This is a genomic window from Burkholderiaceae bacterium (genome assembly GCA_024235995.1).
In the GTDB taxonomy this organism is placed as follows: Bacteria; Pseudomonadota; Gammaproteobacteria; order Burkholderiales; family Burkholderiaceae_C; genus Ottowia.
Genome location: JACKLI010000001.1, coordinates 1,376,573 through 1,403,200, shown reverse-complemented (window position 1 = coordinate 1,403,200; position 26,628 = coordinate 1,376,573). Strand labels below are relative to the sequence as shown.

Sequence of the window (26,628 nt, the reverse complement as noted above, 5' to 3'; positions counted from 1 at the left end):
CGGGGATGGTTGCATCAACCCCTGCGCCAGGGGCGCGGCCCGCCGATGACGTGCACGTGCAGGTGATGCACTTCCTGCCCGCCCTCGGCGCCGGTGTTGACGACCACGCGGAAGCCACCGTCTGGGTAGGGGTTGCAGCCCTGCTCCAGCGCCAGGCGCGGCGCCAGCGTCAGGATGCGGCCCAGCAGGCGCTCGTGCTCGGCGCCGGTGTGCGCCAACGAGAGGATGTGGGCCTTGGGCACGATCAGAAAATGCACCGGCGCCCAGGGCGCGATGTCGTGGAAGGCGAACAGCTCCTCGTCCTCGTAGACCTTGCGCGAGGGAATCTGGCCGGCAACGATCTTGCAGAAGATGCAGTCGGGATCATGGTGGGGCCCGGCGTTGCTCATGCGCGTTCTCCGTTCTTGGCGGTCAGGGGGGCTTCGATGGCGGTGCTGCGCACGCCCAGGTTGCGAAAGTGCGTCTTGAGCCAGTGCTGGCCCGTCTGGCGGCCGATCTCGAACAGGCGGTGCAGAAAGACGATGTCGGCGCGCATCTTGCTGGCCGTGCCGAAGGCGCGCAGCGCCGCGCCGCCATCGACGCGGTGCAGCAGCATCTTGCGGTAGCGGCCCGGGTCCAGCCGGCCCTCGTCGAGCAGGCGGGCGACGAACTCGATGGCGCGGAACTCGGCCAGCAGCGGCGCGTTGAAGGTGATCTCGTTGACGCGCTCCATGATGTCCTGCGCGTCGGCGTCGGCCTTGAAGGGCACGGCCACCGGGTTGATCTGCACCAGCACCACGTCGTTGCTGCGCGTGTTGTAGATCAGCGGGTAGAGGGCCGGGTTGCCCGAATAGCCGCCGTCCCAGTACAGCTCGCCGGCGATCTCGACCGGCTTGAACAGCGTGGGCAGGCAGGCCGAGGCCATCACCGCGTCCACCGTCAGGCGCTTGCCGCTGAACACCTCGCCCCCGCCGGTGCGCACGTTGGTGGCGCAGACGAACACCTTCATGGCGTGGACGCTGTCCAGCAGGTCGAAGTCGACCTGGTCCAGCAGCAGGCGCCGCAGCGGGTTGACCCCCAGCGGGTTGACCTGCGCCGGCGTGAGCCACTGCGAAAACCACGACACCACGGCCTGCGTGGCCGGCAGCGGCAGCCCGGTGGTGAAGCTGCCCAGCAGGCCCACGCCTTCCCAGAAGCGCTTGAGCGCCGCGCGCGCGGCCTCGTGCACGTCCTGGCCCTTCAGGCCGTCCTGGCGCGCCCGGGCCAGCCCGTGGGCCAGCACCACGGCGTTCATGGCGCCGGCGCTGGTGCCGCTGGCGCCATCCAGGGCGATGCGGCCGTCCTCCAGCAGCGCGTCCAGCACGCCCCAGGTGAAGGCGCCGTGCGAGCCGCCGCCCTGCAGCGCCAGGTCGACCGAGCGCGGGGCCTCGTCCGCCTTGGCGGCGCTGGTGCGCGCGGCCTCAGGCATCGACGGCCTGGCCGGCGTTCATGCGCACCATGCCTTTAACGATGCGGTACAGGAACCAGATGGAGATGACGACCCAGGCGATCCAGCCGGGCAGCGCGAACAGCAGCCACAGCGGCGCGGTCAGCACGTACCAGAAGCCCGCCCACAGCACCGAGCGGATGCGCCAGCTGAAATGGCTGGCCTGCCAGGTGCCGGCGGCCTCGTCCTTCTTGACCAGGTCGACGATCAGCGCCACCAGCAGCAGCGCGATGCTGGGCTGCGCGCCCGGAAACACGGCCCCCACCGCCACCACCAGGTGCAGGATGTAGCTGACCCAGCCCCAGGTGCGCAGGCTGTCGGCCTGCGCCTGACCCTTGGGCTCGACGTCGATGATGTCGTTGTTGCTCATGCGTGGGTGCCTCCTTGCGTGGACTCGCTGCGCTCGCGCTCGCGCGCCTTGCGCAGCGCCTTTTCCTCGATGCCCGACAGCCCTTCGCGGCGCGCCAGCTCGGCCACCACGTCGGCCGACGACAGGCCGAAGTGCGCCAGCGCCACCATGCCGTGAAACCACAGGTCGGCCATCTCCGCCACGATCTTCTCGCGCGCATGCGCGGCGCCGGGCTGGTGCTCGGCGTCCTTGGCGGCCATCACCACCTCGGTGGCCTCCTCGCCGATCTTCTTGAGAAAGGCGTCGGGCCCCTTGTGCAGCAGGCGCGCGACGTAGCTGGTGTCGGGGTTGCCCCCGGCCTCCGGCTTGCGGCTTTCGATGACGGCGCTCAAGCGCGCCAGGACGTCTTGTTGCAACATGGCCCCTATGTGTAGATGGTTCCGGGGTCTTTCAAGACCGGATCGACGGCCGTCCAGGCACCGTCTTTCAGCACGCTGAAGAAACAGCTGTGGCGCCCGGTGTGGCAGGCAATGCCCGGCTGGTGGCCGAGCTGCGTGACCTTGAGCAGCACCACGTCCTGGTCGCAGTCGATGCGGATCTCGTGCACCTGCTGCACGTGGCCCGACTCCTCGCCCTTGAACCACAGGCGCTGGCGCGAGCGGCTGAAGTACACCGCGCGGCCCAGCTCGGCCGTCTTGGCCAGCGCCTCGCGGTTCATCCAGGCGAACATCAGCACGTCGCCCGTGCCCGCCTCCTGCGCGATCACGGGCACCAGGCCCTGCGCGTCCCACTTGACGTCATCCAACCAGCTCATAGGCGGGATTGTCCGCGATTCGCGCGGCGGCCGCCCTGCCCTGCTCCCTCGCCCCTTGGGGGAGAGGGAGCCGATACCAGCCCGGGAGTGGTCAATAAACGCCCTGGGCCAGCATGGCATCGGCGATCTTGACGAAGCCGGCGATGTTGGCGCCCTCGACGTAGTTGACGGTGCCGTCCTTGTGCTCGCCGTGGCGCACGCAGTTGCCGTGGATGTCCTTCATGATCTCGTGCAGGCGCAGGTCCACGTCGCTGTGCGACCAGGACAGGCGCATGGCGTTCTGGCTCATCTCCAGGCCCGAAGTGGCCACGCCGCCGGCGTTGCTGGCCTTGCCCGGCGCGTACAGCGTGCCGGCGGCCAGGAAGGCATCGACCGCATCCAGCGTGCTGGGCATGTTGGCGCCCTCGGCCACGCAGATCACGCCATTGGCGATCAGCGCCTTGGCGTCGCCCTCGTCCAGCTCGTTTTGCGTGGCGCAGGGCAGCGCGATGTCCACCGGCACGTGCCAGGGGCGCTTGCCGGCCTCGAACTTGAGCTTGTTCTTCTTGCAGAAATCGGCCAGCCGGCCGCGCTGCACGTTCTTGAACTCCATCAGGTCCTGCAGCATGCCGTGGCTGATGCCGTGGTCGTGCACCAGGGTGCCGCCCGAGTCGGACAGCGTGACCACCTTGGCGCCCAGCTCCAGCGCCTTTTCGGCCGCGTACTGGGCCACGTTGCCCGAGCCCGAGATGCTGACCGTGCGGCCGTCGAAGCCCAGCTGCTTGCGCCGCAGCATCTCCTGCGCGAAGTACACCGTGCCGTAGCCGGTGGCCTCGGGGCGCATCAGGCTGCCGCCAAAGGCGATGCCCTTGCCGGTGAACACGCTGCCGGCGTTGTTGGCCAGCTTCTTCATCATGCCGGCCATGAAGCCGACCTCGCGCCCGCCCACGCCGATGTCGCCCGCGGGCACGTCGGTGTCGGGGCCCAGGTGGCGATACAGCTCGCACATCAGGGACTGGCAAAAGCGCATCACCTCGCCGTCGCTCTTGCCCTTGGGGTCGAAGTCGCTGCCGCCCTTGCCGCCGCCCATGGGCAGCGTGGTCAGCGCGTTCTTGAAGGTCTGCTCGAAGCCCAGGAACTTCAGGATCGACAGGTTGACGCTGGGGTGAAAGCGCATGCCGCCCTTGTAGGGGCCGATGGCCATGTTGTGCTGCACGCGAAAGGCCCGGTTGACCTGGGTCTGGCCCTTGTCGTCCACCCACGCCACGCGGAACTGGATGGCGCGATCGGGCTCGACCAGGCGCTGCAGCAGGCCGTAGTCGCGGTACTTGGGATGCGCGTCCAGAAAGGGCCACAGCGAGACCATCACCTCGCGCACGGCCTGCAGGAACTCGGGCTGGTTGGGGTCGCGGCGCTGGACGGCGCCCATGAAATCTTCAAGGCTTTGGGTCGACACAGGAAATTCCTCCTAAAACAAGAATGGGGGGCATGGCACGGCAGCATGCGGCGCGGGGCCGCGCGGCCTGGCCCAGGGCCAGGCCGCCGGCTGGCGTGGCGGCGGCCAGATGGGAAAGGTGTCGTTCTGCCGGCGCCGTGACATGGTGGGGTGGCTGCGTGTGCCGGTCAGGGGGCCGCGATGTTCACAGCCGCACCTCGATGCCGCGCGCGGCCATGTGCTGCTTGGCCTGCGCGATGGTGAAGGTGCCGTAGTGGAAGATGCTGGCGGCCAGCACCGCGTCGGCGCCGCCCAGCTGCACGCCGTCGGCTAGGTGCTCGAGCGTGCCCACGCCGCCCGAGGCGATCACGGGCACCGACACGGCGTCGCTCACGGCGCGCGTCAGCTCCAGGTCGAACCCGATCTGGGTGCCGTCGCGGTCCATGCTGGTCAGCAGGATTTCACCGGCGCCATGCTCGGCCATCTGGCGCGCCCAGGCCACGGCGTCCAGGCCGGTGTTGCGGCGCCCGCCGTGGCTGTAGACGTCCCAGCCTTCGCCGCGCGCGGCCACCTCGCCCCCGGTGCGCCGGCGCGCGTCGATGGCCACCACGATGCACTGCGCGCCGTACTTGCCCGAGGCCTCGCGGATGACCTGCGGGTTGGCGATGGCGACCGAGTTGAAGCTGGTCTTGTCGGCCCCGGCGTTGAGCAGCCGGCGCACGTCGGCGACGGTGCGCACGCCGCCGCCCACGGTGAGCGGAATGAAGACCTGGCTGGCCACGGCCTCGATGATGGGCAGGATCAGGTCGCGCCCGTCGCTGGTGGCGGTGATGTCCAGAAAAGTGAGCTCGTCGGCGCCCTGCTCGTTGTAGCGCGCGGCGATCTCCACCGGATCGCCCGCGTCGCGCAGCTCGACGAAGTTGACGCCCTTGACCACGCGCCCGCCGGTCACGTCCAGGCAGGGGATGATGCGTTTGGCCAGCATCAGTCGTTCGCCAGCGCGTCGGCGCGCGCCTGCGCCGCGGCGAAGTCCAGGTCGCCCGAGTAGATGGCGCGCCCGCAGATCACGCCCTCCACGCCCTCGCCCTCGACCGCGCACAGGGCCTCGATGTCGGCCATGCCGGACAGGCCGCCGGAGGCGATGACGGGGATGGACAGCGCCTGCGCCAGCCGCACGGTGGCCTCGACGTTGATGCCCGAGAGCATGCCGTCGCGCCCGATGTCGGTGTAGACGATGGATTCGACGCCCCAGTCCTCGAACTTCCTGGCCAAGTCGACCACCTCGTGGCCCGTGAGCTTGCTCCAGCCGTCGGTGGCCACCTTGCCGTCCTTGGCGTCCAGGCCGACGATGATGTGGCCGCCGAAGGCGCTGCAGGCGTCCTTCAGAAAGCCCGGGTTCTTCACGGCCGCGGTGCCGATGATGACGTAGCGCAGCCCGGCGTCGATGTACTTCTCGATCGTGTCCAGGTCGCGGATGCCGCCGCCCAGCTGCACCGGGATGTCGTCGCCCACCTCCTTCAGGATGGCCTTGATGGCGCTCAGGTTTTGCGGCTTGCCGGCAAAGGCGCCGTTCAGGTCCACCAGGTGCAGGCGGCGCGCGCCCTCGTCCAGCCAGTGCGCGGCCATCTCGGCCGGGGCTTCGCTGAAGGTGGTGGCCTGGGCCATGTCGCCTTGCTTGAGGCGCACGCAATGGCCGTCCTTGAGGTCGATCGCGGGAATCAGCAGCATGATCGGTTGAGCAGAGAAAAGACTGGTTGCGCTGGTTGTGCTTGCGCGAGACGCTATGAAAACAAGAGTGAGTCGGAACTTAGGGGTTCCAGTGCAGGAAGTTGCGGTAAAGCTGCAGGCCCTGCGCCGCGCTCTTTTCGGGGTGGAACTGCGTGGCAAAAAGATTATCGCGTGCAATGGCCGAGGCAAAGCGCACGCCGTACTCGGTCTCGCCCGCGCACTGGGCCGCCGCGTGCGGGCGGGCGTAGAAGCTGTGCACGAAGTAGAACCACTGGCCGTCGGCCTGCTCGCCCCACACCGGGTGCGGGCGGCTGTGGAACACCCGGTTCCAGCCCATTTGCGGCACCTTGTAGCGGCTGCCGTCGGGCGCGCGCTGGCCGGCCAGCTCGAAGCGCAGCACCTCGCCGGCGATCAGGCCCAGGCCGGGGGTGCCGGCCGCCGTGGGGCCTTCGGCGCTGTGCTCCAGCAGCATCTGCATGCCCACGCAGACGCCGAACAGCGGCTTGGTGGCGGCGGCCTCCAGCACCGATTCGAGCAGGCCCGACTCGCGCAGCTCGCGCATGCAGTCGGCGATGGCGCCCTGGCCGGGCAGCACCACGCGGTGCGCGGCGCGCACCTGGGCCGGGTCGGCCGTGATGACGGCGTTGACGTGCGTGTCCTGCGTGGCGTGCATCACGGCCTGCGCCACCGAGCGCAGGTTGCCCATGCCGTAGTCGACCACGGCAACGGTTTGATTGACTCTTGAATTCATAGCTGCTCGCGCAAGGAAGACGCGGGCTGGAGGCCTATTTTGCTTAAAGAACGCCCTTGGTGGACGGGATTTGCCCCGCCGCGCGCGGATCGAGCGTGAGCGCCATGCGCAGCGCGCGGCCGAAGGCCTTGAAGATGGTCTCGACCTGGTGGTGCGCGTTGACGCCCTTGAGGTTGTCGATGTGCAGCGTGACGTGGGCGTGGTTGACGAAGCCCTGGAAGAACTCGTGCACCAGCTGCGTGTCGAGGCCGCCGATCATGCCGCTGGAAAAGCGCGCATCCAGCACCAGGCCGGGGCGGCCCGAGAAGTCGATGACCACGCGCGACAGCGCCTCGTCCAGCGGCACGTAGCTGTGGCCGTAGCGCGTGATGCCCGCCTTGTCGCCCACCGCCTGGCGCACGGCCTGGCCGATGGCGATGCCCACGTCCTCCACCGTGTGGTGGCCGTCGATGTGCAAATCGCCCTGGGCCTGCACCTGCAGGTCGATCAGGCCGTGGCGCGCGATCTGGTCGAGCATGTGGTCGAAAAAGCCGATGCCGGTGGCCAGCTGGGAATGGCCGGTGCCATCCAGGTCGAGGCGAACGTGGATCTTTGTTTCGGCGGTGTCGCGCGAAACCTCGGCGGTGCGGGCAGGAGTCGTCATAGGGCGGCTTGCAGGGCGGCCAGCATCTGCGCGTTCTCGTCGGCGGTGCCCACCGTCAGGCGCAGGCACTGGGCCAGCAGAGGATGCATTTTAGAAACGTTTTTGACCAGCACCCCGCGTGCCCTCATGCCCTCGAAGGTCTTGGCGGCATCGGGCACGCGCAGCAGGATCATGTTGGCCTGGCTGGGATAGGCGTGCACGCCGGGCAGCCTGGCCAGCGCTTCGAAAAGCAGAGCACGCTGCGCACGGATGTCCTGGGCCTGCGCGGCAAAAACATCCGAATGGCCAAGCGCGAACAGCGCGCATTCGGCGTTCAGCACGCTCACGTTGTAGGGCGGGCGCACCTTGTCCAGCTCGGCCACCAGCGTGGCTTCGCCCAGCAGGTAGCCGATGCGCACGCCCGCCAGGCCGAACTTGCTGAGCGTGCGCAGGATCAGCACGTGGCGGTGCGCATCGGGCACGGCACGCACGTTGTCGATCCAGCTGCGCGCGGCAAAGGGCTGGTAGGCCTCGTCCATCACCACCAGGCCGCCGGCCGCACCCTGGGCGGCGACGATGCGCGCGATGGCGCCCTCGTCCCACAGCGTGCCGGTGGGGTTGTTGGGGTAGGCCAGGTAGACGATGGCCGGGCGGTGCTGCGCGATGGCCGCCAGCATGGCCGCTTCATCCAGCTCGAAGTCGGCGGTGAGCGGCACGCCGTGAAAGGCCAGGCCCTGCAGCTGCGCGCTCATGGCGTACATGACGAAGCCCGGCACGGGGGCCAGAATACTTGCGCCCGGAATGTCGCAGGCCATGGCCAGCAGGCTGATCAGCTCGTCCGAGCCGTTGCCCAGCATGATCGACCAGCCGGCGGGCGGCTGCGCGTGGCCCAGCAGCGTCGTGCGCAGCGCGTCGATGCGCTCGCCCGGGTAGCGGTTGATGGCCACCTGGCCCAGGCGCGCGCCCAGCTCGGCCTGCAGCGCGGGCGGCAGGCGGTGCGGGTTTTCCATCGCATCCAGCTTGACCAGGCCGCGCGAGTCCTGCACCGCGTAGGCGTGCATGCCCTGCACGTCGCGGCGGATGCGGGCCAGGGGGCTGCTGGTGGGGACGGGAAGAATGGGGGCGTTCATGTCAATCTTCACTTGGTGGCAATTCGTCCGGGCCCACCCGGAATGGGTCGATCACCTGCACGGTCTCGAAGCGCTGCCGGTGCTGCAAATCCTCGCTCAGCAGGTAGCGGCAGCCCTGCTGCTGAGCGGCAGAAACGATCAGCGCGTCCCAGTAGCTGAGCGCGTAGCGGTCCTGCAGCGCCCAGGCGCCGTCGATCACGTAGGTGTCCAGGTGCGGGGGCTGCCACTGGCGCAGGTTGCGCACCTGCGCGCGCGCCTGCTGCACCGGCATCACGCTGCGAAACTGGGTGATGGCGTTGTTGTAGAACTCGTTGAGCACCTGCGAGCTGATGCGCCCGGCCGCGTTCAGCCAGCACCAGCGCACCCACTCGCGCGCGCGCGCCTGCTTGGGCAGGTCGCGCTCGTCGACCGTGTAGAGAAAGACGTTGGTATCAACGAAAACGAGCGCGCTCATACATCTCGTCGCGGGTCAGGTAGGGGCCGTCGCTCGCGCCCCAGGACTCGAAGCGCAGCGCATCGCGCATCGCCTGCGCGTAGGCGTCTTCCTGGCGCATTTTCTCGGCCAGCAGCTCGCCCACCATGCGCGAGACGCTGCTGCCGCGCTTGGCCGCCTCCACCCGCGCCCATTCGAGCACGCTGTCCTCCACGGTGATGGTGACGTTCTTCATGTCACCCAGTCTACACGAATTTCGTGTTACACGAAATTCGTGTTTTTAAATGGTAATCTGACCCCGATTATTTTGTGATCTGACCCCGATTATTTTTGCTGCGCCGTGCGCGCCAGGCCTTCCAGCGCCGCCAGGTCGAGCTGGCCCAGGGCGGCGCGCACGCCGTCGATCGGCACGCCGGTGCCCTCCACGCTCACCACCAGGCCGTTCTTGAGGATGGTCTTGGCCTCGGCCTGGCTGCCGTCCTTGTGATATTCCTCCATCAGGGTGCGCCCGCCGGACTGCCAGGTTTTCTCGATGCGGCCATCGCTTTCCTTCTCGCCCTGCACCAGGCCGGCCATCTGCGCCAGGCCCGACAGGCCGCCCATGTCGATGATCTCCACCCGCAGGCGCTTGCCCGCGCTGCCGTATTCGGCCCGCGCCTGGCCCATGGCCACGCCCATGGCCTGGTTGTTCTGCACCTCCAGCGCGGTGCGCGGCAGGCCGCCCAGCTGGTCGGGCAGCGCGGCCTTGAGCGCCGGCACCCCGACGCTGCCCTGCGCGCCGCCCAGCGCGCCCATGGCCGCAGCCGCGGCCTGCCCGGCGGCGGCCGCGGCATCGGCCGGCTTGCCGCCTTGTTGCGCCTGCTCCATCTGGCGCGTGGCCTCCTGCATCTTCTTGCCGGCGGCCTCGAGCGCCGCCGTATCGATGGACACCTTGCCCTGCGGCGTGGTGATGGACACCCCCGCGCCGCCGGCCCCCACCATGCCATGGTGCGGCCGGAACAGCGCGCTGATGGCGCCGATCACCAGCCCCATCACGATGCCGGCCACGATCACCACCGCGGTGTAGGCCAGCGACTTTTCAGGCGGGTTTTTCATCAGCACCGGCAGCCCGGTGTAGATCAGGTAGACCGAATACAGCGCCGCCAGCAGCCCCAGGATGGACAGCATGGGCAGCAGGCTGAACACGCCGCCCACCAGCGCCGCCGTGCTGGCGTACACCGTCAGCTTGAGCGCCTGAATGGAGCTGCGCGTGCCCCCGAAAGTGGGCGCCAGCGCATCGACGATGAGCGCCAGCACGAACACCCCCACCAGGCTGAGCACGTACGACACCACCAGGTTGCCCAGCCCCATCAGCAGCGGCACCCGCACCGTGAAGCCGAAGCCGCCGATGCCGATCAGCGACAGGCCGATGAAGCCGCACACCGCCGGGATGGCCGCCAGCCACACCAGGTAGCCGCGGTACAGCTCGGCCGTGCTGGTGGACTCGGCCTCGATGACAGGCCAGGTGCGCCGGGGGTCGAGCAGGATGCCTTTGACGCGATCGACGAGAGACATGGCAGACCTCCTTCTCTGGAAATCAGCCCACGCTACCCGATTCGGGCGCGCTGTCAAGCCCCGCGCCGCGGGCCCGGCCGGTCAGGACTTCAAGCGCAGCTCCGCCGCCCGGGCATGCGCCTGCAGCCCCTCGCCATGCGCCAGCACGCTGGCGATGCGGCCGATGGCCTGCGCGCCGGCCTCGCTCACCTCGATCAGGCTGGTGCGTTTTTGAAAGTCGTACACCGACAGCGGCGACGAGAAGCGCGCCGTGCCGCTGGTGGGCAGCACGTGGTTGGGGCCGGCGCAGTAGTCGCCCAGGCTTTCGCTGGTGTAGGCACCCAGGAAGATGGCGCCGGCATGGCGCAGCAGCGGCTCCCAGCGGTGGGGCGTGCGGCTGGCCACCTCCAGGTGCTCGGGCGCGATGCGGTTGGCCAGGGTGCAGGCCTCCTCCATGCTGCGCGTGTGGATGAGCGCGCCGCGGCCCGCCAGGCTGCTGGCGATGATCGGCGCGCGCGGCAGCGTGGGCAGCAGGCGGCTCATCGCCGCCTGCACCTGCTCGATGTAGGCGGCGTCGGGGCTGAGCAGGATGGCCTGCGCCAGCTCGTCGTGCTCGGCCTGGCTGAACAGGTCCATCGCCACCCACTCGGCGGGCGTGCTGCCGTCGGCCAGCACCAGGATTTCGCTGGGCCCGGCGATCATGTCGATGCCGACCTGGCCGAACACGCGCTTCTTGGCGCTGGCGACGTACGCGTTGCCGGGGCCGGTGATTTTGTCGACCTTGGGGATGGCGGCCGTGCCATAGGCCAGCGCCGCCACCGCCTGCGCGCCGCCGACGGTGAAGGCGCGCGTGACGCCGGCCACGTGCGCCGCGGCCAGCACCAGCGGGTTCTTGTCACCCTTGGGCGTGGGCACCACCATGATGATCTCGCGCACGCCGGCCACGTGCGCGGGGATGGCGTTCATCAGCACGCTGCTGGGGTAGGCGGCCTTGCCGCCAGGCACGTAGATGCCCACGCGGTCCAGCGGCGTGACCTTCTGGCCCAGCAGGGTGCCGTCCTCGTCGCGGTAGCTGGCCGTCTCGCCGCCCTGGGTCTTTTGCCACTCGTGAAAGCGGCGGATGCGCCCGGCGGCGGCCTGCAGCGCCTGGCGCTGCTCGGTGGGCAGGCCGTCGAAGGCGGCGGCCAGCTCGTCGGCCTTGAGCTGCAGCGCGCCCATGCTGGCCGCGCTCACGCCGTCGAAGCGCACGGTGTATTCCAGCACCGCCGCGTCGCCGCGCGCGCGCACGTCGGCCAGGATAGCGGCCACGCGCTGCTCGATGGCGGCGTCCTGCTCGGCGCTCCAGTGCAGGCGCTGCTGGAATTTGGACTCGAAATCGACCTCGGCCGTTGAAAGACGCGCGGGAGCAGCTATCAAGTTCATATCACCTCCGGCGACACCGCGGCCGCAAAGGCATCGATGATGGGGCGCATGGCCGCGGTCTTGAGCTTGAGCGCCGCCTGGTTGACCACCAGGCGCGAGCTGATGTCCATGATGTGCTCGACCTCGACCAGGTGGTTGGCCTTGAGGGTCTTGCCGGTGCTGACCAGGTCGACGATGGCCTCGGCCAGGCCGGTGAGCGGCGCCAGCTCCATGCTGCCGTAGAGCTTGACCAGGTCCACGTGCACGCCCTTGTCGGCAAAAAAGCGCCGCGCGATGGCCGGGTACTTGGTGGCCACGGTGATGCGGCTGCCCTGGCGCACGGCGCTGGCGTAGTCGAAGCCCTCGGGCGCGGCCACGGCCATGTGGCACTTGGCGATGCGCAAATCCAGCGGCTGGTACAGGCCCGCGCCGCCGTGCTCGATCAGCACGTCCAGCCCGGTCACGCCCAGGTCGGCGCCGCCGTATTCGACGTAGGTGGGCACGTCGGTGGCGCGCACCAGCACCACGCGCACCTCGGGCCGGTTGGTGGCCAGGATGAGCTTGCGCGAGGTCTCCGGGTCTTCCGTCACCGTGATGCCGGCGGCCGCCAGCAGCGGCAGGGTTTCGTCGAAGATGCGGCCCTTGGACAAAGCAAGCGTGATCACGATTGCGTCTCCTGTTTTTCAAGCGTGATCATGCCGAAACCCTCGTGATGTCGGCGCCCAGGGCGCGCAGCTTTTCCTCCATCTGGTCGTAGCCGCGGTCCAGGTGGTAGATGCGGTCGACCACGGTCTCGCCCTCGGCCACCAGGCCGGCGATGACCAGGCTGGCCGAGGCGCGCAGGTCGGTGGCCATCACGCGCGCGCCCGACAGCCGGGCGCCGCCGGCCACGGTGGCCACGCGCCCGTCGACCATGATCTCGGCGCCCAGGCGCATCAGCTCGTTGACGTGCATGAAGCGGTTTTCAAAGATCGTCTCGGTCACGCTCACCGTGCCCTGCGCCACCAGGTTCAGCGCCATGAACTGCGCCTGCATGTCGGTCGGAAAGCCCGGGTACTCCATGGTACGAAAGCCCTGCGCCTTGAGCCCGGCGCCGCCGCCGCTGGCCACGCGGACGCCGCCCTCCTCGGGCGCGACGCGCACGCCGGCGTCGCGCAGCTTGTCGATCACCGCCTCCAGGTGGTCGGCGCGCGCGTGGCGCAGCAGCGCATCACCGCCACAGGCGGCCACCGCGCACAGGAACGTGCCGGCCTCGATGCGGTCGGCCACCACGCGGTGCGTGCAGCCGTGCAGCCGCGGCACGCCCTGCACGCGGATGTGGCTGGTGCCATGGCCCTCGATGCGCGCGCCCATCTCGATGAGCATTTCGGCCAGGTCGGCCACCTCGGGCTCCTGCGCGGCGTTTTCCAGCACCGTCTCACCCTCGGCCAGGCAGGCGGCCATCAGCAGGTTCTCGGTGCCGGTGACGGTGACCATGTCGGTGGTGATGCGCGCGCCGCGCAGGCGGGTGCGGCCGGCCGGCAGGCGGGCCACCATGTAGCCGTGCTCGACCGCGATCTCGGCGCCCATGGCCTGCAGGCCCTTGACGTGCTGGTCCACCGGACGCGAGCCGATGGCGCAGCCGCCCGGCAGCGACACCCGCGCCTGGCCGAAGCGCGCCAGCAGCGGCCCCAGCACCAGCACCGAGGCGCGCATGGTCTTGACCAGCTCGTAGGGCGCCTCGGGCCGCAGCGCGTCGGGCGCGACCAGGCCGATGCCGCCGCGCTCGCCATGCGTCTCGGTGGCCACGCCCATGTGCTCCAGCAGGCGGCGCATGGTACGCACGTCGTGCAGGCGCGGCACGTTGGTCAGCTGCACCGGCTCGCGGGTCAGCAGCGCCGCGCACATCTCGGGCAGCGCCGCGTTCTTGGCGCCCGAGATCGTCACCGTGCCCGAGAGCGGGCGTCCGCCGTGGATGAGCAATTGGTCCATTGTGGCCGTTATTTTTCAGTCAAATCGGCCTCCAGCGCCCATCAAACAAGCGCCATCAGCTATCGAATATGGAGTATTACTGGCCCGCGGCCGCCCATTCGGCGGGCGTGAAGGTGCGCATGGACAGCGCGTGCACCGCCTCGGACTGCATCTGGCTTTCCAGCGTGGCATACACCATCTGGTGGCGCGCGATGGTGCGCTTGCCCTCGAACTGGGGCGAGACGATGACGGCGAACCAGTGGCGGCCGTCGCCCTCCACCTGCAGGTGCTCGCAGGGCAGGGCGGCGGCGATGAGTTGTCGGATTTGTTCAGCGTCCATGGATATCAGTTTCTGAGTTTGTAGCCGATCTTCAGCAGGTGCAGCGTCAGCGCCGACACCGCCAGCACGCTGGCCACGGCCACGCCCAGGCTGAGCCAGGGCGAGACGTCGCTGACGCCGAAGAAGCCGTAGCGAAAGCCGTCGATCATGTAGAAGAACGGGTTGAAGCGGCTCACCGTCTGCCACATGCCGGGCAGGGTGTGGATGGAGTAGAACACACCGGCCAGGAAGGTCATGGGCATGACGATGAAGTTCTGGAACACCGCCATCTGGTCGAACTTGTCGGCCCACAGCCCGGCCAGCAGGCCCAGCACGCCCATCAGCAGCGCCCCCAGCACGGCAAAGGCGATGATCCAGCCCGCCGCTGCGGCCTGCGGCGGTGCATACCACAGGGTGACCAGGTACACGCCCACGCCCACCATCAGCCCGCGCAGCAGGGCGGCGCCCACGTAGGCGACGAACCAGTGCCAGGCGCCCAGCGGCGTCAGCAGCAGGAACACCAGGTTGCCCATGATCTTGCTTTGCACCAGGCTGGAGGCGCTGTTGGCAAAGGCGTTCTGCAGCACGCTCATCATCACCAGGCCGGGCACCAGGAAGGCCACGTAGCCCACGCCGGGATAGACCTGCACGCGCCCTTCCAGCACGTGGCCGAAGATCAGCAGGTACAGCACGCTGGTGAGCACCGGCGCGGCGATGGTCTGCGTGGCCACGCGCCAAAAGCGCAGCACCTCCTTGGCCAGCAGCATCTTCCAGCCGTCCTCGGGCGCGGGCAGCGCGTGCAGATGGCGCGCGCCCTGGGGCGCGGGGGTGATGGCCTGTCCGTTGCTCATTGCGCGTGCTCCAGCGCCGGCACCGCCGGCGCGCCCGGGCCGCTCATCAGCTGGATGAACACGTCCTCCAGGTCGGCCTTGCGGATTTCCAGATCCTCGATGCGTACGCCGGCCTCGCGCAACGCGGCCAGGTGGTGCTCCGCCTCGGCCGCCATGGGCGCCGGCAGCTCCACGATGCGCCCCGTGACGCGCGCCTGCGCCGCCAGCTCGGGCGGCAGCGCGTCGTCGGTCTTGAAGTGCAGCACCTTGGCCGCCGCCTTCGCGAGCAGCGCGCTGGTGCGGTCCAGCGCGATCACGCGCCCCTGCTTGAGCATGGCGATGCGCTGGCACAGCGCCTCGGCCTCCTCCAGGTAGTGCGTGGTCAGCAGCACGGTGTGGCCGCGCCGGCTGAGGTTGGAGATGAACTGCCACAGCGTCTGGCGCAGCTCGACGTCGACGCCCGCGGTGGGCTCGTCCAGCACGATGACGGGCGGCTTGTGCACCAGCGCCAGCCCCACCAGCACGCGCCGCTTCATGCCACCCGACAGCTGGCGCATGTTGGCGCCGGCCTTGTCGGCCAGGCCCAGGCCGTCCAGCAGCTCGTCGATCCAGTCATCGCTGTGGCGCAGGCCGAAGTAGCCGGCCTGGAAGCGCAGCGCCTCGCGCACGGTGAAGAAGGGGTCGAACACCAGCTCCTGCGGCACGATGCCCAGGTGCCGGCGCGCGGCCACGAAGTCCTTCTGCACGTCGTAGCCGTGCACCAGCACACGCCCGCCGGTGGCGCGCACCAGCCCGGCCAGGATGGAGATCAGGGTCGTCTTGCCGGCGCCGTTGGGGCCCAGCAGGCCGAAGAACTCGCCCTCCTCGATGTCGAAGCTGACGTCGTCGAGGGCCTTGAACGGGGGAAGAGCGGATTTCCCGGTGCTGGCGTAGACCTTGGAAACCGATTGAAAGCTGATCGCGGGCATGAAGCCCTCGATTGTACGATTTTGGCGATTTTTGGCGCCGCTCAGGCGGCCGGCGCGGCGTCGGGCAGCAGCGCGTCCACGCCGTACAGGCCGGCCAGGGTGCGCAGCCGCGGCGCCAGGCCCCGCACGAGCAGCGTGTGGCCGGCGTGCCGGCAGCTGCGGCGCAGGCCCAGCAATACGGCCAGGGCCGAGGAATCGAAGCGCTCCAGCGCCGTGGCGTCGACCACGACCTCGGGGCCTGGCTCGGCCGCCGCGGCCTGGCGCAGCAGCGCCAGCCCGGCACGGGCCTGGGCGTGGGTCAGCTCGGCGGGCAGCACCAGCATCACTTCGACGCCTTGTTGTCGGCCGCGTTGCTGCGGTTGCGCTCATCCAGCGCCTGGATCAGGCCGTCAATGCCCGACTTGTTGATCTGCTCGGCGAACTGCGAGCGGTAGTTGGCCACCAGCCAGACGCCCAGCACGTTCAGGTCGTAGATCTTCCAGCCCGCGCCCTGGCCGGGCGTGCGCTCCAGCCGGTAGTCCAGCTCGATCGGATCGCCCCGGCCGACCACCTCGGTGCGCACCGTCACCTCCTTGTCGTCGGCGCCGGCGCGCAGCGGCTTGACCTCGACCTTCTGGTCGCTGACCTGCTTGAGCGCGCCGGCGTAGGTGCGCACCAGCAGCACCTTGAAGGCCGCCTGCAGCTGCTGGCGCTGCTCGGGCGTGGCGCGGCGCCAGGCCGGGCCGGTGGCCGAGGCCGTCATGCGCACGAAGTTGACGTTGGGCATGATCTTGCCGTCGACCACGCCGATCAGGCGGTCGATGTCGCCGCTCTGGATCGCCTTGTCGCCCCGGATGATGGTCAGCACCTCGTTGGACAGGCGGCCGATCATCGCGTCGGGCGCCTCGTCGGCGGCCCGCGCCGCGGGCGCGCCCGCCAGCAGCGCCAGGGCGGCGGCGGTGGATTGCAGGAAACGGCGGCGTTCGGTCAGGCTCATGTTCATCGTGGATCGGTCGTGGGGCGCCATGCGATGGCGGGTCGGCCAAGCATAAACCGGGCACCTGGGCGCGGGGTGACAAGGCGTAGCACGCGCCGCGCCTTTCTGCACGCTATTTGGCAGGCGGCTCGTCGAGGTCGTAGCGCTCTTCCTCGGGCGGCTCGCCGTCGCGGATGTCGTTGCGGCGCTTTTGCAGGAAGGCGTCGCGCTGGAAGCTGTAGGGGTCCAGCGCGGCCTGGTCCAGCAACTGCTCCACCCCCAGCAGGCGCGCGCGCGTGTCGATCACCTCCAGCACGGTGAACGAGTTGCGCACCGGCACGTCGGAGATTTGCGCCTGCGGGCGGCCCAGGTAGTCCACCGGCAGGGCGATCGTGTCGCGCAGGGTGGACGGGCCCAGGATGGGCAGCACCAGGTAGGGCCCCGAGTCGGCGCCCCAGTGGCCCAGGGTCTGGCCGAAGTCCTCGCGGTGGCGCACCAGGTGCATCTCGGTGGCCGGATCGAACAGGCCGCCCAGGCCGATGCTGGTGTTGACCACCACGCGCCAGAACGAGTGCAGCGCGCCCTCGGGCTTGGCCTGCAGCACGTTGTTGACGAAGGACCAGGCGTCGCCCAGGTTGCCGAAGAAATTGCCCACGCCGGTGCGTACCGGGCTGGGCAGCACCTCCTTGTAGACGGTGGCCACGGGCTTGATCACCGCCTTGTCCACGCCGTCGTTGAAGCGGGTCATGGCGCGGTTGTAGCCCTCCCACGGGTCGCGCGGGTCGGGGTGCGCCACGGTGGCGCAGCCGGCCAGCAGCAGGACGGCCAGCAAACCCGCCGCCGCGCCGGCGCGGCGCAGGACCGCCGCTGTGTTGATCGTCATGATTGAATGTCTGTCCATCGATCCGCTCGCGCCATGCTTCGGCGCGCCGGCCCTCGCCCTCGAATTGCCTATTTGCCCTTGCCGGGCGCGGGCTTGCCACCCGCGTCGGAAGAGCCGCCACTGGCCGCGCCGTTGTAGAGAAACTGGCTGATCAGGTTCTCCAGCACCACCGCCGACTGCGTGTTGCCGACATTATCGCCAGCCTTCAGGTTGGTGTCCGACGCGCCCGCCTCGATGCCCACGTACTGCTCGCCCAGCAGCCCGCTGGTCAGGATCTTGAGCGAGCTGTCGCTGGGAAACTTGTACTTGCTGTCCATGTCCAGCGCCACCAGCGCCTGGAAGCGCTCGTCGTCGAAGCCGATCGAGCCCACGCGCCCCACCACCACGCCGGCGCTCTTGACCGCCGCCTTGGGCTTGAGCCCGCCGATGTTGTCGAAGTGCGCCGTCACCCGGTAGGTGGACTGCCAGCTCAGCGACAGCAGGTTGGCCGACTGCAGCGCCAGAAACACCAGCGCCGCCAGCCCCAGCATCACGAACAGGCCGACCCAGACGTCATTCTTGGAGCGTCCCATGCTCTCGTGTCCTTTTGGTTTGAAACATCAGTAAGTGAACATCAGCGCCGTCAGGATGAAGTCGAGCCCCAGCACCGCCAGCGAGGCCATCACCACGGTGCGCGTGGTGGCGCGCGACACGCCCTCGGCCGTCGGCCGGGCCTCCCAGCCCTGCAGCAGCGCCACGAAGGTCACGGCCACACCGAACACGAAGCTCTTGAGCACGCCGTTGCCCAGGTCGGCCCACACGTCCACGCCGCCCTGCATCTGGCTCCAGAACGCGCCCGGATCGACGCCGATCATCCACACGCTGACCACCCAGCCGCCCAGTACGCCCACCGCGTTGAACACCGCCGTCAGCAGCGGCATCGTGATCACCCCGGCCCAGAAGCGCGGCGCGACGATGCGGCGCATCGGGTCGATGGCCATCATCTCCATCGCCGACAACTGCTCGCCGGCCTTCATCAGGCCGATCTCGGCCGTGAGCGAGGTGCCCGCGCGGCCGGCGAACAACAGCGCCGTGACCACCGGCCCCAGCTCGCGCAGCAGCGACAGCGCCACCATCAGCCCCACCGCCTCGGACGAGCCGTAGCGCTGCAGGATGTTGTAGCCCTGCAGCGCCAGCACGAAGCCGACGAACAGGCCCGACACGGCAATGATGGCCAGCGAGTAGTTGCCCAGAAAGTGCACCTGGTCGCGCACCAGCGAAAAGCGCCGCAGCGTGGAGCCCAGCAGCGCGATCAGGCGGGCGAAGAAGCGCGCGCCCTGGCCGATGTCGGCCAGCTTGCGGCGCACGGCCAGGCCCACGTCGGACGGGCGCCACCAGCTCATCGCGCCGCCTCCTGGCCAAAGTCCTGCTCCACCGTCGGGCCCGGGTAGTGGAACTGCACCGGCCCCTCCTGGCTGGCGCCGATGAACTGGCGCACCAGCGGGTGCCGGCTGGCGCGCAGCTCGTCCGGCGTGCCGCTGGCGGCCACGCCGCCGTCGGCCAGGATCACCACCCGGTCGACGATGGCGAAGGTCTCGGCCACGTCGTGCGACACCACGATGCTGGTGATGCCCAGCGCGTCGTTGAGCTGGCGGATCAGCCGCGCCGTGGTGTTCATCGAGATCGGGTCCAGCCCGGCAAAGGGCTCGTCGTACATCACCAGCTCGGGGTCGGCCGCAATCGCGCGCGCCAGCGCCACGCGCCGCGCCATGCCGCCCGAGACCTGCGCCGGCATCAGATCACGCGCGCCGCGCAGGCCCACGGCGTCCAGCTTCATCAGCACGATGTCGCGGATCAACTCCTCGGGCAGGTCGGTGTGCTCGCGCAGCGGGAAAGCCACGTTGTCCAGCACCGACAGGTCGGTGAACAGCGCGCCGAACTGAAACAGCATGCCCATGCGCCGGCGCGCGGCGTACAGCCCGGCCTCGTCCAGCGCGCCCACGTCCTGCCCGTCGAACAGCACGGCGCCCTGCTGCGCGCGCTGCTGCCCGCCGATCAGGCGCAGCACCGTGGTCTTGCCCCCGCCCGAGGCGCCCATCACCGCCGTCACGCTGCCGCGCGGCACGGCGAACGTCACGCCGGTCAGAACCGCGCGCTCGCCATAACCGAAGTTCACGTCGCGCAGCTCGACCAGGGCGTCCGGGGGAGTTGGAGGGTTCATGCCATCAAAAAAGCCGGCCACGATGGCCGGCGGGCAATGATACGGGATCAGGCCGTGCCGTGATTCGATGGATCGGGACCAGACAACCCTCAGTTGGACACCGGCAGACCCAGCGCCTTGAGGCCCTGAATGGCCCAGTCGGCATTCTTGGGGCATGCGACCGGTTTCAGCGGATAGGCGACCGTCTTGACCGGATAGGTGTCGCGTGAAGCGACCTTCAGGTATTCGATGATGGCGGCGCGATCATGGGCGCTCAGCGCCGGGCCGATGCGCCCCGGGCGCGCGGCATCGTCGGTGAACCAATGGCCTGCATTGCTGTTGCCCCGCACGCTGGCATCGAACTCCAGGGCGCCCGGACCGCCCTGGGTCGCCAGCCCCAGCCGCACCGGGTCGTAGTCGTTGCCGCCCGAGGCGAAGCGGGCCGGACGCTGCTCGCTCAGCAAATCGTCCACCGTCGGCACCGAACCATTGTGCAGAAACGGCGGCGTCGCCCAGATGCCGATCAATGGGCGCGGGCGATAGCCGCAGGTGTCGGGGTTCATCTCGGCCTTGCGGCCGAAGCCGTCATAACGGGGCGCCTCTTGCGCGGTGATCCCGGCATCGGCATACGCCTGCTGCTTGACCTTGGTGGCCACCAGGTTCAGGCCCTCCAGTGCGTTGATGGTGTGCTTGAGCCCCAGGATCGAAGCGTCGAACTGCCTCCCGGACATGGCATAGACCAGCATCGGATCGGTGCCGATCTTGGCCAGCGGCACCACCGGCAGGTGCCACGTCGGGGTCTTGCTGCCTTCAATCTGCTTGATGCCGTGGCAGCCCGCGCAGCGGTTCTCGAACAGCTTTTGCCCCACCGCCGCGCGTTGCGTGTCGATGGTCCCCAGCAGCTTCTCGGGCCAGGGCGGCGGCGCCAGCGATTGCAGGCGATTTTCGATCTCATGCAGGTTCTTGACCCGGTAGCTGCTGCGCCAGCGCTCGGGCTCAGGCTTGAGCGTGCCATCGGCGTTGACGAAGTGGTTGGGCCCCGTGCCCATCGCCTCGGTCACGTTGCGCAGCATCGGCTGATGCGCCGAGGCATTGGACTGGACCCAGTCGAAATACCAGATATCCCACAGCGGCGGGTAGCTCTGCGGCGCGTCGGCGGGAAAGAGGTTGTGCGGGTTGTCGAAACCGTCGGCGAACACCGCGGTCGCGATCGAGGCCACCGCATCCACACGTCCCGGCCCCGGCACGGTGGACACGAGATGGGCGCTCCGCGCTGCCTCGCGCCTGGTCTTGTCGATCACCTGCGCCCAGTCCGACTCGATGCGGTCGGCGGGATGACCCAACGCGACCGCGCGCTTGAACAGGCGCGCACGCCGGGCCGGATCGGCGTCGGTTTCCAGAAAGCTGCGCATCCAGTCGCCGCCCATCCGCGCGATGTCGGTCACGGACTGTCCGCCCTCGATCAGCAGGCGCTTGCCCTTGTGGCGCACCTCGCCGGTATGGCAGGCGGCACAGGTGACCGAGAACTGCCGCCCGCCAAGCCTGGGCAGGTCGTCCACCACGAAGCCGATCGGCCAGCCCCAGGGATTGTTGGGCACCTTCAGCCCATCCTCGGGGTACAGGACGCCATATTTTTCGAGGTTGTCGCGCGCCATGAAGGGCTTGCCGTCGGCCGTCTCCAGCGCCTGCATGATGGCGGCGGGATACATGGCCGTCCCCTGCGTGGTGCCGTAAAAAAGGGCACGGTCATCGTCGCTCCAGCCTTGGTTGAGAAGCATCGGCGCAGTCGCGGCCGCCAAGGGAAGCAACGCAGCCAGGACAAGAAGGCGCTTGGTTTTCATGGGTCTTTCCTTTCGTCGGTGTTGGCATTCAGTCGGTGGCGCAGATCGAAGATCATGGGATAGATCACGCGGCGCACCCGGTTGATGCCGCCCGCCGGCGCGTGGGCTTCGAGGCTGTGCCAGGGCGAGAACTGGAGGTTCTCGCAAACCGCCCTGTCCTCGCTGGTCGGCGGCGGGGCCGGTTCGATCCGGATGTGCGCCACGGTGTGAAACGGGCCTTTCCATGGCACCGTCGCATCCTCGATCGGATCCGTTGCGGGGTCCGTCTGCGGCTGCAGCGCGAAATCGAAGCAGGCCGGCGCGCCAGCCAGGCGCTGATACAGGCGCGCGGCCAGGAAGTCGGCTCCATCCGGCCCGGCGGGCTGCGGCGCCGGCGCCGCAGCGCCATGGCCCGGACAAGCGGCAGGAAACGCCGCGAACTTGGCGAACGTGGCGCCCAGCCGGTAAGGCACCTGGCTGAAATAGCGCTGCTCCAGCACATCGTCGATCGGCCGGGCGGTTGCCGCCGCGATGGCGGCCTCGGCTGGGTGGGTCGCAAAAAATTGCGCCCCGCGATCCTCGGCCATGGCGCGGGTCAGGCCGGTGTAATCGGCCGCATCGCGCACGAAAAAGACCGGGTGATTGATCATCAGGAAATCCTGGCCCTGGGGTGCATGCGCAACTCCGGTCAGCTTGACGGCCATGCCACGCCCGTCGCCGCGGTGATCGTCGGCGGGCAGCGCCGCGCCGTTGGAGAACCGGATCACCGCCGCATAGTCCCCCGGCGCCGCGAACAGGCCCACGCGCAAGGCCTCGGGCACATCGCCGGCCACCACGAAGCGCGCCGCCACGCAGCCATGCGCCTTGGCATGGGCATCGCGCAGGGCGGGCGCCGCGGGTGGGCGCAGGGCCAGATCGCGGCCGTAGCGGATCAGCGTCTGCGCGGCAATGGCGCGAATCGCCTCGTTCTCGCCCGCAGGCACGCACGCATCGCCTGCGGCGCAGGCCAGGGCCAGCATGGGCGTGAGCGCCAGCATGGGTGTCAACCGGCCTCAGTCCTTGGCCGACGCGGTTCGGGGAGTGGTGGCACGCAGCTGGCGCGTGGTCAGGCTGCTGCCGTCGGCGCTCCAGCCAGGGGCCGCGAACAGGCAGCCCAGGACCTCGCGCGCGCTGCGCGCACAGCGCAGGTCGCGCCAGATGCCGGCCCATTCGTGAAAGGCGATGCGCAGCGGGTTGTCGGTGCCGACCGGGTGCGTCAGGCCATAGCGCGGCGTCTGGCGCTCGGTGTAGAAACTGCCGAACAGCCGATCCCAGACAATGAGCGTGCCGGCATAGTTGCGATCCAGGTATTCCTCGTCGCTGCCATGGTGCACGCGATGGTGCGACGGCGTGTTGAAGACGGCCTCGAACCATGGCGGCAGGCGGCCGATGGCCTCGGTGTGGATCCAGAACTGATAAATCAGGCTGACCGACTGCATGAACAGCACCATGGCGGGATGGAAGCCCACGAACGGCATCCAGGCCCAGAACAGGAAGCTGCCGCTCACCGTGCCGGTCCAGGTCTGGCGCAACGACACGCTCAGGTTGTAGTGCTCGGATGAGTGGTGCACCGAGTGCGAGGCCCAGAACCAGCGCGACTCGTGGCTGATGCGGTGGAACCAGTAATAGGTGATGTCGTCGGCAAAGAAGCACAGCCCCCACACCCACCAGGCCCCCATGGGCAGAGTCAGCAGCCGGTGCTGGTACAGCCAGCCGTAGACCAGCAGCACCATGCCGCCCAGCAAGGTGCTCAGCAGCAGGTAGCCCAGCGCGAGCGAAAGATTGGCCGCCGTGTCGCGTGCGCGGTAGCGTCCGTCTCCCCGGTACATGCTGGTCACCGTGCCGATGGCGATCAGCGCCATGAACGCGGGCAGCGCCGCCAGCAGGATGTTGGGCAGTTCTTCGTTCATCGGGCGCGGCTTTCCGTGTCAGGCGCCGAGCGCGTCGGCGGTGGCCTGCAGCACGGGTGCCACCGCGGCCACGAATTCAGGCACGCGCTGCACGCTGTCGGCGCCGCCGCGCCAGTTGAGGGTGAAGCAGAACGTGGCGGCGCGCCGCCCCACCACCATCTGCCCCGGCACGCTGAGGGCGTGAAAGCCCTCCCAATCGATGCTGCCGCCCTTGCCGTAGGCGGCCAGCCCGGCTGGCACCACCAGCGCCAGCGCGTCGGCCATGGCATGGATGCGGCGGAACTCGCGCAGCGTGTCGGCCTGCGCAAACCAGCGCCCGGCCAGCGCTCCGGCGTACCAGCGCACCATGTCGTCGGCCGAACCGGTCATGCGCTGCGGCGCGCTCATGAGGTCGGTGAGGGGCGTCAAACCCATGTCCTGTCCACGCGCCAGGCGCTGCATGCCTTCCCAGCCCAGGTCGGTGCCACTGGGGGCGCCAGCCAGGCAACTGAACAGCTTGCGGGTGGAGTCGGGAATGTGCACGCTGGCCAGGTCGGCCTGGGCAATCAGCGCGCGCACCGCGTCCGGCCCGACGGCAGCCAGCACCGCGTCGGTGGCGGTGTTGTCGCTGTGGGTCATCATGGCCTCCAGCACGTTGCGGTACGCGGTGCGGCCTGTGAGCGCCTCGAACACCGGGCTGCCGGGCGAACGCACGCCATCGTCGATGGCGCAGGGCGCCGCGGCCGACAGCGGCGCCTGGGCGGCCTCCGTGGCACGAAGGAACTGCGCCAGCATGAAGGTCTTGGTGGCGCTGCCGATGAACAGTGTGCGATCCGCCCCGTGGGCGGCACGCCAGCCCACGCTGGCGGAGGCATCGGGCCAGGCATGAGTACGCACCAGCGCGCCGCTGGTGTCGGTCGCCAGCGTGGCAAAGCGCGCCAGCGCCGCCTGCACGGCCGCCGGCACCTCGCTCGGCGCGGCCTGTGCGCTGCCGTCCCAGGCGCCCAACACGCCCGACAGAGCCAGCCCCGTGCCCGCCAGCAGTGCGCGGCGGCGGGCGACGCTGCCGCCTGGCAGCGGCTCGGCCAATGGATTCATGGGCAAGCTCCTGGAATGTTTTGATGTTTGCCACAGCCTGCCCGATGCCAGGCGCCTTGCTGCGGCGAATGTTGCAAGCCTAGCAAGAACGCGACAATTTGTATGTCGCCAGAAATGGCGACATGCGCAATCCATCAACTGGCATCAGGAGCGCGGCGATACGGCCTGCAAGGCTTGCAACGCCGCCCAGGCCCGCCCGTTACCGCCGGGCGGGCAGTTGGACGTCTGCATCCGGGAGCGCCGGCGCCTCGCCGGCAAAAAGACCGTGGGTTGGGTTGCAGAGCGAAAACCCGGCGCGCGGCTGGATGCGGCCGCTGCTCCTCACCTCAGCCCTCTCCCCAGAGGGGCGAGGGCGCAAAACCTTCAGCGCGGCAGGTCGCTCGCGCCCATCAAAAACTCATCCACCGCACGCGCCGCCCGGCGGCCTTCGCGCCACGCACGCGGTCAGCGTGCGTGTCTCTTGCTCGCCCAACGGGCGGTTCGTGAAGGACGCACCCCGGCGACTCACCGAGGCAAGTCGCTCGCGCCCATCAAAAACTCGTCCACCGCGCGCGCTGCCTGGCGGCCTTCACGAATCGCCCACACCACCAGGCTCTGCCCGCGCCGCATGTCGCCGGCGGCAAACACCTTCTTGACGTTGGTGGCGTAGCAGCCCTTGAGGTCGGTGCTGGCCTTGGCGTTGCCGCGCGCGTCCTTGGCCACGCCAAAGGCCTCCAGCACGCTGGCCACCGGGTTGGTGAAGCCCATGGCCAGCAGCACCAGGTCGGCCGGCCATTCCTTTTCGGTGCCGGGCACTTCATTGAACTTGCCGTCCTGCAGCTGCACCTGCACCGTCCTGAGCGCCTTGACCTTGCCGGTCTTGCCGCCCTTGCCGTCGCCCACGAAGGCCTGGGTGGCGATGGCGAACTCGCGCTGCACGCCCTCCTCGTGGCTGGAGCTGGTGCGCAGCTTGATGGGCCAGTAGGGCCAGGTGAGCGGGCCGTTCTCGTGCTCGGGCGGCATGGGCATGACTTCGAACTGCGTCACGCTCTTGGCGCCGTGGCGGTTGCTGGTGCCCACGCAGTCGCTGCCGGTGTCGCCGCCGCCGATGACGATGACGTGCTTGCCCTTGGCGCTGATGGCGCCCTCCACCTTGTCGCCCGCGTTGGCGCGGTTTTGCTGCGGCAGCAGCTCCATCGCGAAGTGGACGCCGGCCAGATCGCGCCCCGGCACGGGCAGGTCGCGCGAGTGCTCGGCGCCGCCGGCCAGCACCACGGCGTCGAAGTCCTGCATCAGTTGCGCGGCCGACACGGTCTCACGCGACAGGTTGGTGACCTTGGCGCCAGGGCCTTCGCCGGGCAGCCCGCCCACCAGCACGCGGGTGCGAAAGACCACGCCCTCGGCCTGCATCTGCGCCGCGCGCTTGTCGATGTGCGACTTGTCGAGCTTGAAGTCCGGGATGCCGTAGCGCAGCAGGCCGCCGATGCGGTCGTTCTTCTCGAACACCGTCACCGCGTGGCCGGCGCGCGCCAGTTGCTGCGCCGCCGCCAGGCCCGAGGGGCCCGAGCCGATCACGGCCACCGACTTGCCGGTCTTGCGCGCGGCCGGACGCGGCAGCACCCAGCCCTCGGCCCAGGCGCGGTCGATGATGGCGTGCTCGATGCTCTTGATGCCCACCGGGTCGCTGTTGATGTTGAGCACGCAGGCGGCCTCGCAGGGCGCGGGGCAGATGCGGCCGGTGAACTCGGGGAAGTTGTTGGTCGAGTCGAGCACCGCGAAGGCGTTCTTCCAGTCGTTGCGGTAGACCAGATCGTTGAAGTCCGGAATGATGTTGTTGACCGGGCAGCCGTGGCTGCAAAACGGCGTGCCGCAGTCCATGCAGCGCGCGCCCTGCTGGCGCGCCTGCGGCTCGGTCAGGCCGATGACGAATTCCTTGTGGTTCTGCACGCGCTCGGCCACGGGGGCGTAGCCCTCCTCGATGCGGTCGAACTCCAGAAAACCGGTGATCTTTCCCATGGTGTGATTCCTTGAATTGGTGCACCGATGCCGGCCAGGCGGCGTGCCTGGCGCGTCATCGGC

31 protein-coding genes are annotated in these 26,628 nt (G+C 69.2%); all 31 read right to left on the bottom strand.

Translation table 11 applies throughout. The features are described 5' to 3' along the window. Positions 1-14: 14 nt before the first annotated feature. Complete coding sequence (locus H6927_06800) at positions 15-389, bottom strand: histidine triad nucleotide-binding protein (GenBank protein ID MCP5217808.1); 375 nt, start codon at positions 387-389, stop codon at positions 15-17. Next, positions 386-1,447, bottom strand: coding sequence for a patatin-like phospholipase family protein (locus H6927_06795; protein ID MCP5217807.1), 1,062 nt, complete (start codon positions 1,445-1,447; stop codon positions 386-388). Before H6927_06795 ends, H6927_06800 begins: the two co-directional genes overlap by 4 nt. After that, positions 1,440-1,835 carry a hypothetical protein gene (locus H6927_06790; GenBank protein ID MCP5217806.1) on the bottom strand — a complete coding sequence of 132 codons (396 nt, stop codon included), beginning with the start codon at positions 1,833-1,835 and terminating at the stop codon, positions 1,440-1,442. The genes H6927_06795 and H6927_06790 overlap by 8 nt, the downstream gene beginning before the upstream one ends. Next, the gene (locus tag H6927_06785) at positions 1,832-2,233 is read right to left on the bottom strand and encodes a phosphoribosyl-ATP diphosphatase (GenBank protein MCP5217805.1); all 402 of its coding nucleotides are present in this window, start codon (positions 2,231-2,233) and stop codon (positions 1,832-1,834) included. The genes H6927_06790 and H6927_06785 overlap by 4 nt, the downstream gene beginning before the upstream one ends. 5 nt (positions 2,234-2,238) lie before the next feature. Beyond that, positions 2,239-2,637 (bottom strand): phosphoribosyl-AMP cyclohydrolase, encoded by a 399-nt coding sequence (hisI, locus tag H6927_06780; GenBank protein MCP5217804.1) that lies wholly within the window; start codon positions 2,635-2,637, stop codon positions 2,239-2,241. Positions 2,638-2,719: 82 nt separating this feature from the next. Further along, the gene (gdhA, locus tag H6927_06775) at positions 2,720-4,063 is read right to left on the bottom strand and encodes an NADP-specific glutamate dehydrogenase (protein MCP5217803.1); all 1,344 of its coding nucleotides are present in this window, start codon (positions 4,061-4,063) and stop codon (positions 2,720-2,722) included. Between the two features lie 184 nt (positions 4,064-4,247). Next, complete coding sequence (gene hisF / locus H6927_06770) at positions 4,248-5,027, bottom strand: imidazole glycerol phosphate synthase subunit HisF (GenBank protein MCP5217802.1); 780 nt, start codon at positions 5,025-5,027, stop codon at positions 4,248-4,250. Next, entirely contained in the window at positions 5,027-5,770 is a 744-nt protein-coding gene (gene hisA, locus H6927_06765; protein MCP5217801.1) for a 1-(5-phosphoribosyl)-5-[(5-phosphoribosylamino)methylideneamino]imidazole-4-carboxamide isomerase, read from the bottom strand. Before hisA ends, hisF begins: the two co-directional genes overlap by 1 nt. Before the next feature lie 79 nt (positions 5,771-5,849). Next, positions 5,850-6,521 (bottom strand): imidazole glycerol phosphate synthase subunit HisH, encoded by a 672-nt coding sequence (gene hisH / locus H6927_06760; GenBank protein ID MCP5217800.1) that lies wholly within the window; start codon positions 6,519-6,521, stop codon positions 5,850-5,852. Between the two features lie 43 nt (positions 6,522-6,564). Next, entirely contained in the window at positions 6,565-7,164 is a 600-nt protein-coding gene (hisB, locus tag H6927_06755; GenBank protein ID MCP5217799.1) for an imidazoleglycerol-phosphate dehydratase HisB, read from the bottom strand. Further along, positions 7,161-8,273, bottom strand: coding sequence for a histidinol-phosphate transaminase (locus H6927_06750; protein MCP5217798.1), 1,113 nt, complete (start codon positions 8,271-8,273; stop codon positions 7,161-7,163). The genes hisB and H6927_06750 overlap by 4 nt, the downstream gene beginning before the upstream one ends. A gap of 1 nt (position 8,274) precedes the next feature. Further along, on the bottom strand, positions 8,275-8,727 hold the full coding sequence (locus tag H6927_06745) for a PIN domain-containing protein (protein MCP5217797.1): 453 nt from the start codon (positions 8,725-8,727) through the stop codon (positions 8,275-8,277). After that, positions 8,705-8,941: a CopG family transcriptional regulator gene (locus H6927_06740; GenBank protein ID MCP5217796.1), complete on the bottom strand. Its 237-nt coding sequence runs from the start codon at positions 8,939-8,941 to the stop codon at positions 8,705-8,707. The genes H6927_06745 and H6927_06740 overlap by 23 nt, the downstream gene beginning before the upstream one ends. Positions 8,942-9,030: 89 nt before the next feature. Beyond that, positions 9,031-10,260, bottom strand: a complete 1,230-nt coding sequence (locus tag H6927_06735) for a YIP1 family protein (GenBank protein ID MCP5217795.1) — start codon at positions 10,258-10,260, stop codon at positions 9,031-9,033. A gap of 81 nt (positions 10,261-10,341) precedes the next feature. Then, positions 10,342-11,661 carry a histidinol dehydrogenase gene (hisD, locus tag H6927_06730; GenBank protein MCP5217794.1) on the bottom strand — a complete coding sequence of 440 codons (1,320 nt, stop codon included), beginning with the start codon at positions 11,659-11,661 and terminating at the stop codon, positions 10,342-10,344. Beyond that, positions 11,658-12,305: an ATP phosphoribosyltransferase gene (locus H6927_06725; GenBank protein ID MCP5217793.1), complete on the bottom strand. Its 648-nt coding sequence runs from the start codon at positions 12,303-12,305 to the stop codon at positions 11,658-11,660. Before H6927_06725 ends, hisD begins: the two co-directional genes overlap by 4 nt. 28 nt (positions 12,306-12,333) lie before the next feature. Then, positions 12,334-13,611 carry a UDP-N-acetylglucosamine 1-carboxyvinyltransferase gene (murA, locus tag H6927_06720; protein ID MCP5217792.1) on the bottom strand — a complete coding sequence of 426 codons (1,278 nt, stop codon included), beginning with the start codon at positions 13,609-13,611 and terminating at the stop codon, positions 12,334-12,336. Between the two features lie 76 nt (positions 13,612-13,687). Further along, a complete protein-coding gene (locus H6927_06715; protein ID MCP5217791.1) occupies positions 13,688-13,930 on the bottom strand; it encodes a BolA family transcriptional regulator in 243 nt (80 codons plus the stop codon). Between the two features lie 5 nt (positions 13,931-13,935). Further along, complete coding sequence (locus tag H6927_06710; protein MCP5217790.1) at positions 13,936-14,760, bottom strand: ABC transporter permease; 825 nt, start codon at positions 14,758-14,760, stop codon at positions 13,936-13,938. Next, a complete protein-coding gene (locus H6927_06705) occupies positions 14,757-15,707 on the bottom strand; it encodes an ABC transporter ATP-binding protein (GenBank protein MCP5217789.1) in 951 nt (316 codons plus the stop codon). The genes H6927_06710 and H6927_06705 overlap by 4 nt, the downstream gene beginning before the upstream one ends. A 41-nt stretch (positions 15,708-15,748) precedes the next feature. Continuing rightward, entirely contained in the window at positions 15,749-16,030 is a 282-nt protein-coding gene (locus tag H6927_06700; GenBank protein MCP5217788.1) for an STAS domain-containing protein, read from the bottom strand. Beyond that, entirely contained in the window at positions 16,030-16,689 is a 660-nt protein-coding gene (locus H6927_06695; GenBank protein MCP5217787.1) for an ABC transporter substrate-binding protein, read from the bottom strand. The genes H6927_06700 and H6927_06695 overlap by 1 nt, the downstream gene beginning before the upstream one ends. Before the next feature lie 106 nt (positions 16,690-16,795). Next, positions 16,796-17,545 (bottom strand): VacJ family lipoprotein, encoded by a 750-nt coding sequence (locus H6927_06690; GenBank protein ID MCP5217786.1) that lies wholly within the window; start codon positions 17,543-17,545, stop codon positions 16,796-16,798. Positions 17,546-17,613: 68 nt separating this feature from the next. Next, the gene (gene mlaD, locus H6927_06685) at positions 17,614-18,117 is read right to left on the bottom strand and encodes an outer membrane lipid asymmetry maintenance protein MlaD (GenBank protein ID MCP5217785.1); all 504 of its coding nucleotides are present in this window, start codon (positions 18,115-18,117) and stop codon (positions 17,614-17,616) included. A gap of 27 nt (positions 18,118-18,144) precedes the next feature. Beyond that, positions 18,145-18,927: a lipid asymmetry maintenance ABC transporter permease subunit MlaE gene (gene mlaE / locus H6927_06680; GenBank protein MCP5217784.1), complete on the bottom strand. Its 783-nt coding sequence runs from the start codon at positions 18,925-18,927 to the stop codon at positions 18,145-18,147. After that, positions 18,924-19,745, bottom strand: a complete 822-nt coding sequence (locus H6927_06675; protein ID MCP5217783.1) for an ABC transporter ATP-binding protein — start codon at positions 19,743-19,745, stop codon at positions 18,924-18,926. The genes mlaE and H6927_06675 overlap by 4 nt, the downstream gene beginning before the upstream one ends. A gap of 89 nt (positions 19,746-19,834) precedes the next feature. Then, the gene (locus tag H6927_06670) at positions 19,835-21,565 is read right to left on the bottom strand and encodes a hypothetical protein (protein ID MCP5217782.1); all 1,731 of its coding nucleotides are present in this window, start codon (positions 21,563-21,565) and stop codon (positions 19,835-19,837) included. Continuing rightward, positions 21,562-22,581: a catalase gene (locus H6927_06665; protein ID MCP5217781.1), complete on the bottom strand. Its 1,020-nt coding sequence runs from the start codon at positions 22,579-22,581 to the stop codon at positions 21,562-21,564. The genes H6927_06670 and H6927_06665 overlap by 4 nt, the downstream gene beginning before the upstream one ends. A gap of 15 nt (positions 22,582-22,596) precedes the next feature. Continuing rightward, positions 22,597-23,493, bottom strand: a complete 897-nt coding sequence (locus H6927_06660; GenBank protein MCP5217780.1) for a sterol desaturase family protein — start codon at positions 23,491-23,493, stop codon at positions 22,597-22,599. Between the two features lie 18 nt (positions 23,494-23,511). Continuing rightward, positions 23,512-24,570 (bottom strand): serine hydrolase, encoded by a 1,059-nt coding sequence (locus tag H6927_06655; GenBank protein MCP5217779.1) that lies wholly within the window; start codon positions 24,568-24,570, stop codon positions 23,512-23,514. A gap of 504 nt (positions 24,571-25,074) precedes the next feature. Continuing rightward, positions 25,075-26,565, bottom strand: coding sequence for a glutamate synthase subunit beta (locus H6927_06650; GenBank protein MCP5217778.1), 1,491 nt, complete (start codon positions 26,563-26,565; stop codon positions 25,075-25,077). Between the last annotated feature and the right edge of the window lie 63 nt (positions 26,566-26,628).

Excerpts from the sequence above, each read along its gene's own strand:
- hisD (MCP5217794.1), bottom strand. The coding sequence starts at position 11,661 with ATGAACTTGATAGCTGCTCCCGCGCGTCTTTCAACGGCCGAGGTCGAT.
- H6927_06660 (MCP5217780.1), bottom strand. The coding sequence starts at position 23,493 with ATGAACGAAGAACTGCCCAACATCCTGCTGGCGGCGCTGCCCGCGTTC.
- hisA (MCP5217801.1), bottom strand. The coding sequence starts at position 5,770 with ATGCTGCTGATTCCCGCGATCGACCTCAAGGACGGCCATTGCGTGCGC.
- mlaD (MCP5217785.1), bottom strand. The coding sequence starts at position 18,117 with ATGGGACGCTCCAAGAATGACGTCTGGGTCGGCCTGTTCGTGATGCTG.
- H6927_06790 (MCP5217806.1), bottom strand. The coding sequence starts at position 1,835 with ATGAGCAACAACGACATCATCGACGTCGAGCCCAAGGGTCAGGCGCAG.
- H6927_06715 (MCP5217791.1), bottom strand. The coding sequence starts at position 13,930 with ATGGACGCTGAACAAATCCGACAACTCATCGCCGCCGCCCTGCCCTGC.
- H6927_06785 (MCP5217805.1), bottom strand. The coding sequence starts at position 2,233 with ATGTTGCAACAAGACGTCCTGGCGCGCTTGAGCGCCGTCATCGAAAGC.
- H6927_06800 (MCP5217808.1), bottom strand. The coding sequence starts at position 389 with ATGAGCAACGCCGGGCCCCACCATGATCCCGACTGCATCTTCTGCAAG.
- H6927_06745 (MCP5217797.1), bottom strand. The coding sequence starts at position 8,727 with ATGAGCGCGCTCGTTTTCGTTGATACCAACGTCTTTCTCTACACGGTC.
- H6927_06655 (MCP5217779.1), bottom strand. The coding sequence starts at position 24,570 with ATGAATCCATTGGCCGAGCCGCTGCCAGGCGGCAGCGTCGCCCGCCGC.
- hisH (MCP5217800.1), bottom strand. The coding sequence starts at position 6,521 with ATGAATTCAAGAGTCAATCAAACCGTTGCCGTGGTCGACTACGGCATG.
- H6927_06675 (MCP5217783.1), bottom strand. The coding sequence starts at position 19,745 with ATGAACCCTCCAACTCCCCCGGACGCCCTGGTCGAGCTGCGCGACGTG.
- H6927_06650 (MCP5217778.1), bottom strand. The coding sequence starts at position 26,565 with ATGGGAAAGATCACCGGTTTTCTGGAGTTCGACCGCATCGAGGAGGGC.
- H6927_06705 (MCP5217789.1), bottom strand. The coding sequence starts at position 15,707 with ATGCCCGCGATCAGCTTTCAATCGGTTTCCAAGGTCTACGCCAGCACC.
- H6927_06735 (MCP5217795.1), bottom strand. The coding sequence starts at position 10,260 with ATGTCTCTCGTCGATCGCGTCAAAGGCATCCTGCTCGACCCCCGGCGC.
- H6927_06750 (MCP5217798.1), bottom strand. The coding sequence starts at position 8,273 with ATGAACGCCCCCATTCTTCCCGTCCCCACCAGCAGCCCCCTGGCCCGC.
- H6927_06690 (MCP5217786.1), bottom strand. The coding sequence starts at position 17,545 with ATGACGATCAACACAGCGGCGGTCCTGCGCCGCGCCGGCGCGGCGGCG.
- mlaE (MCP5217784.1), bottom strand. The coding sequence starts at position 18,927 with ATGAGCTGGTGGCGCCCGTCCGACGTGGGCCTGGCCGTGCGCCGCAAG.
- H6927_06740 (MCP5217796.1), bottom strand. The coding sequence starts at position 8,941 with ATGAAGAACGTCACCATCACCGTGGAGGACAGCGTGCTCGAATGGGCG.
- hisF (MCP5217802.1), bottom strand. The coding sequence starts at position 5,027 with ATGCTGGCCAAACGCATCATCCCCTGCCTGGACGTGACCGGCGGGCGC.
- H6927_06665 (MCP5217781.1), bottom strand. The coding sequence starts at position 22,581 with ATGCTGGCGCTCACGCCCATGCTGGCCCTGGCCTGCGCCGCAGGCGAT.
- murA (MCP5217792.1), bottom strand. The coding sequence starts at position 13,611 with ATGGACCAATTGCTCATCCACGGCGGACGCCCGCTCTCGGGCACGGTG.
- hisB (MCP5217799.1), bottom strand. The coding sequence starts at position 7,164 with ATGACGACTCCTGCCCGCACCGCCGAGGTTTCGCGCGACACCGCCGAA.
- H6927_06695 (MCP5217787.1), bottom strand. The coding sequence starts at position 16,689 with ATGAACATGAGCCTGACCGAACGCCGCCGTTTCCTGCAATCCACCGCC.
- H6927_06795 (MCP5217807.1), bottom strand. The coding sequence starts at position 1,447 with ATGCCTGAGGCCGCGCGCACCAGCGCCGCCAAGGCGGACGAGGCCCCG.
- H6927_06700 (MCP5217788.1), bottom strand. The coding sequence starts at position 16,030 with ATGCTGGTGCTGCCCGCCGAGCTGACCCACGCCCAGGCCCGTGCCGGG.
- H6927_06710 (MCP5217790.1), bottom strand. The coding sequence starts at position 14,760 with ATGAGCAACGGACAGGCCATCACCCCCGCGCCCCAGGGCGCGCGCCAT.
- H6927_06670 (MCP5217782.1), bottom strand. The coding sequence starts at position 21,565 with ATGAAAACCAAGCGCCTTCTTGTCCTGGCTGCGTTGCTTCCCTTGGCG.